Origin of the sequence: Microcoleus vaginatus PCC 9802 (assembly GCA_022701275.1) — a bacterium.
In the GTDB taxonomy this organism is placed as follows: domain Bacteria; phylum Cyanobacteriota; class Cyanobacteriia; order Cyanobacteriales; family Microcoleaceae; genus Microcoleus; species Microcoleus vaginatus_A.
In genome coordinates this window covers 256,962-272,562 of sequence record CP031740.1, presented here as the reverse complement: position 1 = coordinate 272,562, position 15,601 = coordinate 256,962, and the positions used below count along the sequence as shown (strand labels likewise).

The 15,601-nt window shown below is 43.5% G+C and carries 4 protein-coding genes and 3 pseudogenes; 5 read left to right on the top strand and 2 right to left on the bottom strand.

What is annotated here, in order from left to right:
• Positions 1-8 precede the first annotated feature (8 nt).
• The 5 genes and pseudogenes from D0A34_01190 to D0A34_01170 all read left to right on the top strand — a co-directional run bounded on the left by D0A34_01190 (position 9) and on the right by D0A34_01170 (position 8,758).
• Complete coding sequence (locus tag D0A34_01190) at positions 9-1,121, top strand: glycosyltransferase family 2 protein (protein ID UNU17648.1); 1,113 nt, start codon at positions 9-11, stop codon at positions 1,119-1,121.
• Between the two features lie 146 nt (positions 1,122-1,267).
• A pseudogene (locus D0A34_01185) lies at positions 1,268-1,894 on the top strand (FkbM family methyltransferase).
• 603 nt (positions 1,895-2,497) lie between these two features.
• Positions 2,498-5,959, top strand: a pseudogene (locus tag D0A34_01180) (glycosyltransferase).
• Between the two features lie 753 nt (positions 5,960-6,712).
• Positions 6,713-7,507 (top strand): annotated as a pseudogene (locus tag D0A34_01175) (glycosyltransferase).
• 198 nt (positions 7,508-7,705) lie between these two features.
• A complete protein-coding gene (locus D0A34_01170) occupies positions 7,706-8,758 on the top strand; it encodes a glycosyltransferase (protein UNU22118.1) in 1,053 nt (350 codons plus the stop codon).
• Positions 8,759-8,813: 55 nt separating this feature from the next.
• Here D0A34_01170 and D0A34_01165 read toward each other — a convergent pair whose 3' ends face one another.
• Both D0A34_01165 and D0A34_01160 read right to left on the bottom strand, forming a co-directional pair.
• Entirely contained in the window at positions 8,814-10,451 is a 1,638-nt protein-coding gene (locus D0A34_01165) for a tetratricopeptide repeat protein (protein UNU17647.1), read from the bottom strand.
• Positions 10,452-10,940: 489 nt separating this feature from the next.
• A complete protein-coding gene (locus D0A34_01160; protein UNU17646.1) occupies positions 10,941-15,542 on the bottom strand; it encodes a tetratricopeptide repeat protein in 4,602 nt (1,533 codons plus the stop codon).
• Between the last annotated feature and the right edge of the window lie 59 nt (positions 15,543-15,601).

Sequence of the window (15,601 nt, the reverse complement as noted above, 5' to 3'; positions counted from 1 at the left end):
CCCTTTGGATGCCTTGGCTTGGTCAAAAAGCTGGCCTTGAATTTTATCAACTTAAAAGCAAGGAGATAGCAATGCAAAAGGAAATACCAATTAAAATAAAAGATTCACAGTCTAATTTAGAAAAAATTAAAGCTGAGTTAGCACGTTATCAAGCCCGACTTAATCAGTTCCAAACTCACATCCAGCAAATTCAGGCGAGGAAAGCAAATATCAGTTTTATCATGCCAGCCTATAACTGCGCCGACACAATAGAAGAGTCTATTAACTCAATCTTTAACGGCAACTTTACAGATGGTGATGAATTAATTATTGTTAATGATGGCTCGACGGATCATACAGCAAAGGTTTTGGAAAAGTTAAGAAGAAATTACCCCTCAATCAAAGTTTTTCACCATCCTCAAAACCGAGGGGGGGCACCAGCTAGAAACATGGCTGTGAGTCATGTTAAACATTCAATTATCTTTTGTTTAGATTCAGACAATATATTAGTACCAGGAACTGTACCAAAGTTAAAAGAGTTTATGTTTACTTCAGGAGCTGATGTTGCTGTTTTTAAGGAAAAAAGGTTTTTTACAGAAAGAATAGAAAACTATGCAGAAGGCAACAAGTGGGAGTTTAAAGACATCACTACGTTGGATGATGCTCTCAAAACTCACATATTTCCAGGAGCTAGTGGTAATTATATGTTTACCAAAAAAAGTTGGATGCGGGCGGGTGGTTATCCAGAGTTGACAGGTTATGATACCCACGGATTTGGTTTACGACAACTGGCAACTGGTGCGAAAATGGTATCGATGCCCGATTCTTATTATTATCATCGTCAAGGCTGGGAGTCTTATTATATTCGGTATTCAAAAGAACACAATATTTCCCTGGAAATGGCACAGGTTCTTTTGCCTTTTAAACATTTAATTTCCGACCAAGATATTAGTTATATTTGGGGTGAAGGTAAAGAAATTTGGTATTCTGAGGTGTTGGAATCACGTCCAATTTCATTAATAGAGAGTAATCCATGTTATCCTTCTGAATTATTTTATCCTTCATGGGGAGATATCTCTCCACCTGTCTTGCCAGTAGTAATCACTATGTCAACCCTTGACACTAATGGGGGAGGCTCATGACGTGGGCCTAGCCACTCTTCTGGCCATGACGAGTTGGGCGAGAAAAAGCTAAACCACTACTACTTAATTGCCATCAAGTAGGATGTCTCACTTTTGGTCAAAAACCAAGGCTTTAATTTTATAAACTTAAAAACAGGAAAATAGCAATGAAAATCGAACAGCCCCAGTCTAATCAAAGCTCCCAAGGCAGTGTAGAAACCAGCGGCGAAACTGCGATTATCCAACAGTTTATTTCCGAGGGATCTGTTGTTTTTGACGTAGGTGCCAATGTTGGTGATTGGACAAAAGAAGTTTTGAGTAGACTCACAGATGTAGAAGTGCATTTATTTGAGCCAATTCCTCAAGTATATAATACCCTTTTAGAAAACCTCGCAGAAAATACAAACGCGCCAAAAATTACCGCTAACAACTTAGCATTAACTAAAAATGAAAATGATGAATATAAGACATTTTATTACTACGAGAATGCTTCCGCTTGGAGTACATTTTACCGCAGAGAGGTTGTAGAACAAATGGGATGGCATAAAGCTCCCAATGAAATTGTTGTTCCGACATTAAATATTGATAGTTACTGCGAGCGACTCGGCATTCAGCGAATCAACTTTCTTAAAATAGATGTGGAAGGCGCTGAGTTAGATGTGCTTTATGGAGCAAGGAACTTATTACGCAGAGGCGAAGTGGATTACATTCAGTTCGAGTACGGTGCAACTTTCATTGACGCCTCAATAACGTTAAAGGATGTTTTTGATTACTTACATGAATTCGGTTTCTCAATATTTAAAATATTGCCTCAAGGATTAGAGGATAAACCATTTTTTTTGGAGCAACATGAAAACTATGGGTACAATAATTTTTTAGCCGTAGGCGAGCGAGTCCACTCATTTGTTTCAGGTAATCGGCCCGATGTAACTATTACCATCCCAAGCCCTGTCGTGAAGGAAATACCAATTAATAGGAAAGATGCGTCTAATTTAGAAAAAATTAAAGCTGAATTAGCAAAGTCTAAAGCCAGACTCAATCAGTTGACAACTCACAACCAGCAGGTTCAGGACATGAAAACAAATATCAGTTTTATCATGCCAGCCTATAATTGCGCCGACACAATAGAAGAGTCTGTTGATTCGATAATGAATGGTAATTTCATCGCAGGTGATGAACTAATTATTGTCAATGATGGTTCTACAGATAATACCGAGAAGGTTTTAGAAAAATTAAGAAGAAATTACCCATCGATCAAAGCTTTTCACCATCCTCAAAACCGGGGTGGGGCACCAGCGAGAAATACTGCTGTTAGAAACGCTACACACTCACTTATTTTTTGTTTAGATTCAGACAATATATTAGTACCAGGAAGTATACCAAAGCTAAAAGAGTTTATGTTGACTTCAGGAGCTGATGTTGCTGTTTTTAAGGAAAAAAGGTTTTTTAACGAAAGAATAGAAAACTATGCAGAAGGCAACAAGTGGGAGTTTAAAGATATCACTACGTGGGCTGATGCTCTTAAAACTCACATGATTCCAGGAGCTAGTGGTAACTATCTGTTTACTAAACAAAGTTGGATGCGGGCGGGTGGTTATCCAGAGTTTGCAGGTGGTTATGATACCCACGGATTTGGTTTGCGGCAATTGGCAACTGGTACGAAAATGATGTCGATGCCAAATTCTTGTTATTATCATCGTCAAGGCTGGGAGTCTTATTATATTCGCTATTCAAAAGAACACAAGATTTCCCTAAAAATAGCACAGGTTCTTCTTCCTTTTAAATACTTAATTAGTGAAAAAGATATTAATTATATTTGGGGTGAAGGGAAAGAAATTTGGTATTCTGAGGTGTTGGAATCACGTCCAATTTCATTAATAGAGAGTAATCCATGTTATCCTTCTGAATTATTTTATCCTTCATGGGGAGATATCACTCCACCTGCCTTGCCAGCAGTAATCACTATGTCAACTCTTGGTACAAATGGGCGTTTTGCTAATCAAATATTTCAATATGCTTTCCTAAGAATCTATGCTAAAGAACACCAATTAAAACTACAAACTTCTGAATGGATTGGTCAATATTTATTTGGTCATCAAGAACCAGTAGTTTCGCGTGAGTTACCTCAAGTTAAAGACCCATACAGTGAGATTGATGACCTTGCTAAATCTCTCAAGGAAAACTCTACAACACCATACACTAATGTGGACTTTTGGGGTTATTTCCAATACCATACAAGTTGCTACGCACCCCACAAAGATTATTTTTGTAGTCTTTTTCAGCCCGTACCCGGAGTCACAACTAAGTTGCAACTAGCTGTCCAGTCTCTTCATGCAAAAGGTAAAACAGTAGTTGGTTTGCATTTGCGTCGGGGTGACTATGGATATAATGAATTTTTCCTTACTCCCAATGAATGGTACAAAAAATGGCTGCAAGAAATATGGGAAAATTTAGAACAGCCCGTCTTGTTTATTGCTAGTGATGAAATTGACAAAGTTATCGGTGATTTTAGAGAGTATAATCCGATTACCTCGAAAGATTTAGGCATTGAGTTACCCGAAGCCCCCTTTTATCCAGATTTCTATTTATTGAGTCAATGTGATATAGTCGCTATCTCGAATAGCTCGTTTTCCTTCGCAGCTTGTATGCTTAATGAGGAGGGCAAGTTGTTTGTTAGACCTCACTTGTTTCAAGAAAAACTAATTCCTTTTGATCCTTGGAATGACTACCCAATTTTGCGGGAAAGTTTAATCGCTCAACATTCTTTAGCAGAAGCAAGGGGAGCAAATACAGTTTTAAGTTCTCCATCTCTACCTGTTAATTTCTTCACGATAGTCCTTAACGGTGAACCATTTATCCGCTATCATATCCAAGTATTCAAGCAACTCCCATTCAAATGGCATTGGCATATAGTTGAAGGTGTGGCAGAACTCAAGCACGACACAGCTTGGAGTTTATCACTGGGGGGAAAAGTTACTAATGAAATTCATCGAAATGGTCGTAGCAATGACGGCACTACTGAATATTTAGACAAACTCAAACAAGAGTATCCAGACAATATTACAATTTACCGCAAGCCGGAAGGTATCTTTTGGGATGGTAAACGGGAAATGGTAAATGCTCCTTTGGGTCGCATAAATGAGGAATGTTTGCTATGGCAAGTAGATGTAGATGAACTATGGACAACACAGCAGATTTGCACCACACGACAGATGTTCATTGATAACCCAACTAAAACAGCAGCATGGTATTGGTGCTGGTATTTTGTGGGAGAAAACCTGGTAATCAGTACCCGGAACTGTTACGCTCATAATCCTAATCAAGAGTGGTTAAGAACTTGGCGTTTCAAACCATGTATGAAGTGGCAAAAACATGAACCGCCCTGCTTAGAAGAATTAGGTGGTGATGGAGAATGGCATGATGTAGCTGCTGTTAATCCATTCCGACATGAGGAAACAGAACAACAGGGATTAGTGTTTCAACACTTTGCTTATGTGATGATTAAGCAATTGCAGTTTAAAGAAATATACTACGGTTATAAAGATGCTGTCTTGCAATGGAGTCAATTACAGAAACAAACTCAATTCCCAGTTCTTTTGCGTCAGTATGTGGGTTGGGTACACGATGAGACAATGGTTAACACAGCTACTTCAATGGGGCTGTTACCAATTCTATCCAAAGCAGCAGATGGGATTAACTGGCGGTTTAAAATAGGCTCTCAAGAAGTCTTGGCCAAAGATAGTGAAATAATTGCCATCTCAGAACAGAGTAAAGCTCAGATTAAAGATTCTATAAAGGTAATAGTTGATGGTGTCTTTTTCCAGCTAAATCACACGGGTATTGCCCGTCTGTGGAATTCATTGCTAGAAGAGTGGGTAATCAGTGGATTTGCTAAACAGGTGCTAGTTCTCGATCGCGCAGGGACGGCTCCTAAGATTAATGGTGTCCAATATCGAACTGTAGAAGCTTATAATTATGGCGCTACTGATGCCGATCGACAAATCCTACAGCAAATATGTGATGAAGAGGGTGCAGATATCTTTATCTCCACATACTATACAACTCCCCTATCCACCCCTTCTGTATTCATGGGATATGACATGATTCCAGAACTAATTGGGAAGAATCTTGATAATGAGCCTATGTGGAGAGAAAAGCATTATGGGATTAAACACGCATCTGCATACATCACCATTTCTGAAAATACCGCCTATAACTTGGCTGGTTGTTTTCCCCACATTTCACCAAGTTCTATTACTGTCGCACATTGCGGTGTAAAAACCAACTTATTCCCTGCAAATTTTCAAGAGATCTCTGCTTTTCAGAGTACATATGGCATTTCTAAGCAATACTTTTTATTGGTAGGAGATAGAGCGGGCTGGTGCGGGTACAAAAATGGCATATTGTTCTTTAAAGCATTTGCCCAATTAGCTAACAAGCATGATTTTGAAATTGTTTGCACAGGTGGGGAACCGACTATTGAGGAGCAATTTTGGCAGTACACTTCTGGTGTTCAAGTACATAAGTTGTATTTGACGGATGAAGAGCTAAGAGTTGCTTACTCGGGTGCGGTTGTTTTAGTCTATCCCTCACTTTATGAAGGCTTCGGGATGCCAGTTATAGAAGCGATGGCTTGTGGATGTCCAGTAATTGCGTCTAAACGGGCATCACTTCCAGAAGTCGCAGGGACAGCAGCTTTATATATAAGTGGCTTTGATGTCAGTGAATTAGTTAATGCTTTGCAAGAAGTACAAAAACCCGAATTACGCAATCAACTAATTTCTGCTGGCTTAGAACAGGCTAAGAAGTTTTCTTGGTCTAAAATGGCAGAGATAGTTAGAGAAGCATTACTCAATGCTACTAATAAATCTAGCAGTGATAGTGCTATTATTGCCACCAAGGAAATTAAAAAATTAGCCTCTAGTTTCAATATTCGTATTAGCAAATATTTGCCGAAAATATCAATTGTTACTCCGTCCTTTAATCAGGGAGAGTATTTAGAAGAATGTATTGATTCGGTGCTCAGTCAAGGCTACCCCAATCTTGAATATGTAATTATGGACGGCGGTAGCACAGATGGATCGGTAGAGATTATTAAAAAGTATGAAAAGCATCTGAATTATTGGCAAAGTCAACCAGATGGGGGTCAGTATGCCGGGATTAATCAGGGTTTCGCTAAAACAAATGGCGAGATTATGGCCTGGATTAATTCTGATGATAAATATCACCCTGATGCCTTTTTAAAAGTAGCAGCAGCTTTCAATAAGTACCCCCAAATGGAATGGCTAATGGGTCGTCCGAATGCTTGGGATGGACTAAATGGCAATGCACAGTTTATTGCTGAATATGAACCACAATGGTCACGAGAGTTTCTCCTTGGTAAAACATGGAAATCCTGCGGTCAGTGGATTCAACAAGAAAGTACATTTTGGAAACGCTGTTTATGGAACAAAGCAGGCGGTCAGTTGCAGTTAGATCCGCCTATGGTAACAGCAGATTTTGAACTATGGGTGAGGTTTTCTCGCCATGCACAACTTTACTTCATTGATACTTTGCTAGGCGGGGCTCGTTGGCATGAAAAACAACGGTCAAGAGTGTTTTGGGAGCGTTGCATGGAGGAAATTGATGAAGTGCTGGCGAAAGAACAAGCTCTTATTGCTAGTGGACTCCATCAAACTTCTTTACCCGCACCTCATCGAGTAGTTCTGAGTGCGGAAGAAATTGTCGCGGTCAAACAGCAAGCTAAACAAATCATCCAAGTGTCAGCTATTGTCTCGACTTACAATTCTGCTAAATTCATACGCGGTTGTTTAGAAAATCTAGTCAACCAAACTCTTTATCAAAAAGGTGAACTAGAAATTGTTGTTATTGATAGTGCATCGCCACAAAACGAGGAATCCATTGTCAAAGAGTTCCAGGCGCAATATCCCAACATTATTTATGAACGAACCTCGCAACGGGAAACCCTCTACGCCTCCTGGAACAGAGCAATTAAGATGGCGCGAGGAATTTACATTACTAATGCCAATACGGACGATATCCTGCGCCCAGATGCTTTAGAAATCATGGCTAACTACCTAGATAATCACCTAGAAGTTAGCCTAATATATCCAGATCAATTAATCACTAATACTCCCAATGATACTTGGGCAACAACTAAGGCTAATCGGCGCTGGAATTGGCCATCATTTAACTACAACGAATTAGAGAGCCGCTGTATTATAGGTTCTCAACCAATGTGGAGAAAATCTCTGCATGAAAAATATGGTTACTTCCGCCCAGAATTTACATCGGCTGGTGATTACGAATTTTGGCTGAGAATTGGCAAAACAGAAAACTTTGCTCGCATTCCCGAACCCCTGGGATTATACTACGAAAATCCACAAGGGTTAGAACATTCTTCAAGCGTCGGACAACAAGAAACACAAAAGATACTAGAAGAATATGGTATTACCCAACGGGGTGTCATCCCAAAAACTTCCATCCCTGTGGCTATTTCTCCATCAGAACTAAACGCACTACCCTATCGCCAAATAGGGCAATCAACTGTTAACATAGGTCGCCCGCTTGTGAGCGTCATCATCCCCACTAAAGACCGCCCCGAAATGCTTACCCAAGCTATCCAAAGCGTTCTCAATCAAACCTTTACAGAATTAGAAATCATTGTTGTCAACGATGGGGGCGTTGACGTACAATCAGTCATCTCACGCCTCAATGCGAAAGGTAACATTGTCTATAAAAAACACGATCGCACTCTCGAGCGATCCGCCGCCCGTAACACTGGCATCCGCGCCGCCCGTGGTAAATACATCGCCTACTTAGACGACGACGATAACTACTACCCCAATCACATCGAAACCCTAGTCAAATTCCTAGAAAATGGCGAATATAAAATCGCCTACACCGATGCTGTCATGGCGCAACAGGAAAAACAAAATGGTGAATATGTGACACTTCACCGTAGTGTGCCCTACTCCCTAGACTTTGACAAGGACAAAATCTTAGTGAGTAACTGCACTCCTAACTTATGTCTAATGCACGAAAAATCCTGCTTAGATGAAGTGGGCTTATTTGATGAAACCCTATCAACCCATGAAGATTGGGATTTAATAATTCGGCTATCTCGCAAATTTGACATAGCCCATATTAAGGAAACTACCTGCGAATTTACCCAAAGAAATGATGGCACTAACACCAGTAGCCATAATCGAGGCGATTTTACTCGCACTAGGGAGATTATTTTTAACCAATATCGCCACTATGCTGAGGCTAACCCCGCTATTTTAGAGGCTCAAAAAGAGGCTTTTATCGCAGAAGCAAAAGAGTTAGCCCAGCAAGTACAGCAGATACAAGCACAATTTACCCAATCTCTGGATAAATTACAGTCTCAGTTAGAAGAAAAAGAGTCACATTTACAGCAAAATCAAGCAGAAAAATCTGAGTTATCAGCGCAAGTGGAAATTTGGCAGCGATCGACTCAGGAGGTAAAAGCTAAATTAGAGGCGACTCAATCGGAAAAGGAAGGGGTGAAATCTCAGTTGAATAGCTGGAAACAAACAGCAGAAGAAATGCAGATAGAATTGGATCGATCGCGCTCAAAACTGAAACAAGCCCAGTCACAATTAGATCGATCGGCTTTCCCCATCGGTAAATCCTAGCCCAAAAAACCCGGTTTTTGCCAAAAACCGGGTTTCACAAAAAAGCTCAAGTCTATTACTTCGCCTTTAATTCCAGCCCCCGACGATAACAAACACTAGCCTCTTTTTGTCGCCCCACCTTAGCCAAGGTATCACCCAACTTATCATAAACCTCAGCTAAATTAGGATTAAGATCGATCGCCTTTTGATAAAACTCGATCGCCCTCTCTGGCATTCCCTTACCCAGCCAAACATCACCCAAACCAGCGTAAGACATAAAATCCTCAGAGTGAAGCTTCACACACCGATCGTAGGAAGCGATCGCCTCATCCCACCGCCCCAGTTTTGCCAAAGCTTCGCCTAAATAATGCTGCGCCTCCCAAGAGTCAGAATTTCGATCGAGAACGCGGCGGTACTGAGCGATCGCCCCATCAAACTGCCCTTGTTCTGCCAAAGCCTTACCTAGCTGCAAATAAAGCTCCGAGTCCTCAGACTTAATCTCCACAGCCTTTTGAGCCGCCTCCAAATTACTTGGATTCAATTTGCTTGCCCTGCGATAACACTTTACCGCCTCATCTAAATCCAGCTCAACATCTTTCTGAAGCGGTTGGACGCGAGCTCTTTTTTGCAGGGCTTCCCCTAAATGACAGTGAACTACATCCGAATCAGGAGCAATTTCCAGCGCTCTGCGATAGGCAGAAATCGCCTCATCGTAACGCCCCAACTGATATAGAGCAAACCCTAAATGATCCTGAGCCTCCAGCGAATTTGGCTCGAACTCAACCGACTTGCGGTAAGCCCCCACAGCTTGCTCCCACTTTTGCAGTTTCGCCAAAGCATCGCCCAAATGCTGGTAAATCACTGCCGCATTCGGTACGATATCAAGCGCTTTCCGATAAGATGCGATCGCCTCCTCCCAGCGCTGCACGATCGACAAAGTATGCCCCAAATAGTGGTGGACGATCGCCGAACCCGGCTCCAACTCAGCAGCTTTCGAGTAAGATGCGATCGCCTCCTCCCATTGACCCTGAGCCGATAAAGCCGTTCCCAATTTATAGTAAAGCCAATGGAAATCAGGCTTCAACGGCATCGCCTTTCGGTAATAACCCACGGCTTCTGCTAATTCATTCTTACCTTGCAAAGCCTCTGCCAACTTCAGGTACAAATCTCCCTCGCCCGGATTTAGCTCGATCGCATGACGCAAGCACTCAATCCCTTCATCAACCCGTCCCTGTCTTGCCAAAGCCTCCCACAAATTTTGGTAAGGCAAAGCCGATTCCGAGTCAAGCTCGATCGCTCTTTGCAAACAACTTATAGATTCATCCAGTTGACCTTGCAAACACAAACCCTTACCCAAGCTGTTATAAAACTCATAAAAATCTGGATATATTTCCACAGCTTTGCGGTACGCCACCACCGCTTCATCAAGATTGCCCTGCTGTTCCAAAACCTCCCCTAAATTATGCCAAGACCAAGCCGAATTCGGGTTAAGTTCGCAGGCCCTGCGGTAACTTTTCTCCGCCCCATCCCGCTGCCCCAATTTCGCCAAAACTTCACCCAAATTGTGGTGATACCAGGAAAAATCCGGGTTGAGTTCTGTACAGCGCTGGTAGGCGGCGGCGGCTTCCTCTAATTTATGCGACTGCTTTAGGAGGTTGCCTCTATGAAAATAATTAGAAGCTGTCTCTTCATGCACTTGTAATGAGTTATTCATAATTTTCTACCGGAGATTTCATTTTTTTTAGCTTGGTTGAGGCTGGGTTTATAACTACCTTGTATCTGAGAACTTGCACCAATGTCAATCTTCAGGATTCTCGCGCGGGGTGGGGGCGGGTTTTTTAGTCTTTGGGTATTCCTTGAAGCTATCGGTGAACCCGCCCCTACAGGTTTTTGACATTGGTACCCTCAGGTGAATTGTATCGGTTTTCTGTCTGAGTCACAATCCTCTCGATCCCCCCTAGCCCCCCTTAGCAAGGGGGGGACAAGAGCGTTCAACGTCCCTCTTCTTGAGTCTGAGTCACAATCCTCTCTATTTCCCTAGTCCAGACCCGGTACGGGGGCCCGGCCTCTACAAGGGGTGAACAATAAGCGTTCAAATTCCCCCTTCTTAAGGGGGATGCGAGGGGCATCAAGACTTTGGTACAAACCAGAGATACAGAGGGTTTCAGTCTTAAATTGACACCCTTAATTCATGGGGATGTTCCTAATTCGTCGGCCGCCAATTCTCGTCCTCCAATCTAATACCGCTGTCTTGACAAGCTCTGGTTAAATGAGGGCTGTAGTAAGGGTCATTCTCAATATATTTTTGCCACCGGCTTTCCATCAGCTTCGATTCCTTCCTCAGCCGCTCTTTCTTTTCAGGCGAGTCTTCGTAACCCCGGCTTTTAGATTCGTGGTGGTAGAGAACTACATGAGGCAGGTAAATATTTCGGTACCCTTTCTCTAGCATTTTCAAACACAAATCCACATCATTGTACGCCACTGTTAGTTCTTCGTCAAACCCCCCAACACTTTCAAATACTTCGCGGCGGCACATTAAACACGCAGCAGTTACCGCTGAAACATTATTCATGCCTACCACATTCCCGAAATAGCCAGGAATCGATCGCGGCATATGGTAATAACTGTGACCGGCAACTCCGCCGCCGAGTCCCATCACCACTCCCGCGTGCTGGATTTTGTTGTCTGAATATATCAACAAATTGCCCACAGCCCCGATCGAGCTTCTCTGAGCTTGTTCAACCATCCCGTCAATCCAATCGGGAGTAATTACCTCTGTATCGTTATTCAAAAACAGCAAGTAATCTCCCTCCGCCTTGCTAGCAGCGTAGTTGTTAATCTTAGAGAAATTGAACGGAATATCTAGGCGATAACTTTTAAACCTCGCTGATTCCTTAGCCGTCCATTTAGCCAGAATTTCCGCCGTGTGTTTCTCTTGACTGCCGTTATCGATGACGATAACTTCGTAGTTGGGGTAGACACTCTTAGTAAAGATAGACTCCAAGCAATTGTCCAAAACATCGCCTAAATCCCGCGTCGGAATAATGATGCTGACCCGCTTGTAATCGGCAATTTTGTAGCGTGCAATAAAGTGTCCCAAAAAGTAGGGAACGCCTTCAATTTTCCCCGGTTCGCCCCGGCGTTCGATCGCCTCTTGCAAAGCTTTTTGCCCTGCGTCATAGGCATAAGGTTTAGCCTCTACACCGCCAGCCGCTGAACCTGCGTGCATTCTCCAGTGGTAAAGAATTTTAGGGATGTGAAAGATTTTGTCAGTTTTTTCCGTAAACCTCAAAACCAAATCATAATCCTGAGCTCCCTCAAAACCCGCTCTAAAACCGCCGATTTCATTAATTAGCGATCGCCTGTAAGTTCCCAAATGGCAAGTGTACATCCGAGATAAAAATGAATCCGGACTCCATTCTGGCTTGAAGAAAGGGTTTATCAGTTCTTTATCCTGATAAATCTTGTCTTCATCTGAATAAATCATGTCCGCTTCCGGGTGGCGGTTCAGCAGCAGCACCACTTCATACAAAGCCTCTGGTGTCAGCGTATCGTCGTGGTCTAATAAAGATACAAATTCACCCGTCGCCAACTCCAAAGCAGAATTAGAACAGTGAGAAATGTGACCGTTTTTGGTTCTGTAAGCTACTTTGATCCGGCTATCTTTGGCTGCATATTCTTGCAAAACTTGCTTGACATGAGGCGCGGTTGATGAGTCATCCGCAATGCACAATTCCCAATAAGGATATATCTGATTGAGAACTGATTCTATTGCCTCCTGCAAATAATTTTCTGGCGTATTGTAAGCCGGCATGACAATGCTAATCAGCGGCTTGTAGTTAAAGATTTCTAATGTTTCCGCCATTTTTCGCAAGTCAGCTTCTCTGGGGCTGTTCTTAGCGCGCCACTTGGTGTAAGCTGGGTCTTGACCGAGGAATAGCGAATCTCGTACGTTTTGATAATCCAAACCAAAAAGTTTCGGATCGAGTTTGCTTGCCGTCTGATACTCTTCCAAAGCTTCCGAAAGCTTATCTTGTTTAGCTAGAGTTTTCGCTAGATTGTAGTGAGACCAGCCAAAGTCAGGAGCAACCTCGATCGCTTTCCGATAAGCAGCAACAGCTTCATCAAGCCGACCTTCTTCTTGAAATACATCAGCTAAGTTGTGGTGCGCCCAAACAAAACTTGGATTCAGTTCTGCAGCTTTCTGATAGCTTTTAATAGACTCATCAACTTTACCGAGCCATTTCAGGACATCGCCTAAATTGTGGTGAGTTCCAAAGTAATTCGGATTAATTGAAATTGCTTTGCGGTAGGCGGCCACAGCCTCGGTCAATTTACCTTCTTCTTGCAGAGACGCCCCTAATTCGTGGTACTCCGCAGCTATCCCAGGGCTGTGTTCGATCGCCTTTCCAGAGTGTCCGCGAACACCGCGATCGCTCTTTTCCGCCCCCCTACTTACACCCTTTTTTTTTAACACCTCTTCTAACCGCCCAGAAATAGCCTTGTCATCAGGCCGAATCTGCAACGCCATCTGATAAAAGACGATCGCCCCATCCGGCCAACTGTGCCGCACCAAAGCATCAGCCAACTCAACATAAAGGTCAGCATCATTCGGCGCAATCTCCAGCGCCTTGTGATACAACTGCACGTCATCAGGATTCTCTTGAATCGCCCGCCGGTACAAACGCATCGCCTCCTTCAAATCCCACTGCGATCGCATCCTCAAAGCATCAGCCAACTTTTGCGAAAGCCACGGCAAATCAGCCTGAATTTCCGCAGCGCGGCGGTAAGCGGCGATCGACTCATCCCACCGTTCCAGCTTCTCACAAGCCGTTGCCATGTTGTAATAAGTCCACGGAAAATCGGGATTTAACTCGGCTGCGCGTCGGTAAACATCGATCGCTTCCTCCCACCTTTCCATTTCTAGCAGCGCGTCGCCCAATTTGCTCTGCGACCAGAAGAAATTCGGATTAACTTCGTTAGCACGCCGGTAGGCAACAACCGCCTCATCCCACCGTTCCAAATTCACCAGCGCTTCTGCTAAATTATTGTGCGCCCAAAAATGGTCGGGATTGAGTTCGATCGACCTTTGGTAAGCCGAAATTGCCTCCTCCCACCTTCCTAGTTTAATTAGCGCGTCTGCTAAATAGTTGTGCGACCAACTGAAATCTGGATTTAATTCTGTTGCTTTCCTATAAGCATTTACCGCCTCCTCCCACCGTTCCAACTTGAGCAACACATCTGCTAAATTGTTGTGCGACCAGCTAAAATCAGGATTTAATTCGATCGCCTTGCGGTAAGCATTTACAGCTTCCTCCCACCGTTCCAACTTAACCAGTGACTCAGCTAAATTGTTGTGCGACCAAGAAAGTTCGGGATTGTTTCTAATGGCGTTGCTGTAAGCATCTACCGCCGCTTCCCACTGTTCTTGATTTCTGAGAATTTCGCCCAATTCATGATAAGCGGCGCCAGCATTTGGGTTCAACTCAACCGCGCGCCGGTAACACTCAATTCCCTTATCTACCTTACCTTGCTCGATCAAAGTTTTGGCTAAATTCTCGTGTTCCTCGGCGGTGGCAGACTTCGGGTCGATCGCCAATGCGCGATACCAAGCCTCAGCCGCTTCCTCCGACTTGCCTAACTGACTTAACAGTTTCCCAAAATTGCGGAAAGCACCTGCAAAATCCGGTTTCAGGGCGATCGCCTTTTCGTAAGCAGAAATCGCTTGCTGCCACTGTTCCTGCTGCGCGCAGATGCTGCCGTAATTAGCGTATGCTTCGGCAAAATTTGGGTTAATTTCTATTGCTTTGACATAGCAACTTTTAGCTTCATCAATTTTGCCACCAGCTTGTAGGGCGTTGCCCAGCATTTTATAAAGCGGTGCTTCCGGCTTAATTTGCAGTGCCTTCTTGCAAGCAGAAATTGCCTGTTCCAATTTACCCTGAGCAAAATAGCCTTCTGCCAGTATTTTGTATGCTTCTGGATCTTCTATATTAATTGTAGAATTAACTGCCTGCTGAACTGGCGGCTGCACTGGCGGCTGCACTGGTGGCTTAACTGGCGGCTTCACTGGGGTGGCTGCGGGCTGCTGCTTAACTGCACCGTTTGTCGCAGTTGCACCCCCTAAACTTTGCTGTCCCTCGCTACCGTTTCTCGCATGAGCTGCGTTGAGTTCAATTGCTTTGCGATAATATGCTGTCGCTTCCTCTAACTTGCCTTGTTTTTTTAGCGCTTCGCCCAAATTTTGGTAAGCAGTCGCCACATTAGGATTTAATTTTATGGCGCGATCGTAACAAGCGATCGCTTCGGGGAATTTTTCCTGCCGAAAAAAAGCGTCGCCCATATTCAAGTGTTCCCCAGGCGCTACTTTTTCCGGTTCCAAACTAAATGCTTGATACCAGCACTGCTGCGCTTCTTCCGGTTTGCTAATTTGTCCAAATACTTTTGCTAAATTCCGGTACACTCCCGCGAAATTCGGCTTAATCGTGATCGCCTTTTGATAAAATCCGATCGCCTCCTGCCATTTTTGCTGCTGGGCGCCCAGGCTGCCCAAATTCGCGTATACTTCCGCAAAATTCGGTTCTATTTCAATCGCTTTAGCGTACCAGTGCCGCGCCTCTTCCATCCTGCCTTGAGCTTGCAGCGCGTTGCCCAAAGTCTTGTAAGCTGGTGCAAAATTGGGGTGAATCTTCAAAGCTTGCTCGCAGGATGCGATCGCTTCTTCTACTTTTCCTTGGGATAAGTATATTTCTCCCTGTTGGTTAAATTGAACCGCTGTTGATTCTGTACTCACTGTTGATGGCATATGGGCGGCGGCTCCAGAGGCAGGAATTAAATAGGGTAGTCAAAACGTTTCACAATTAT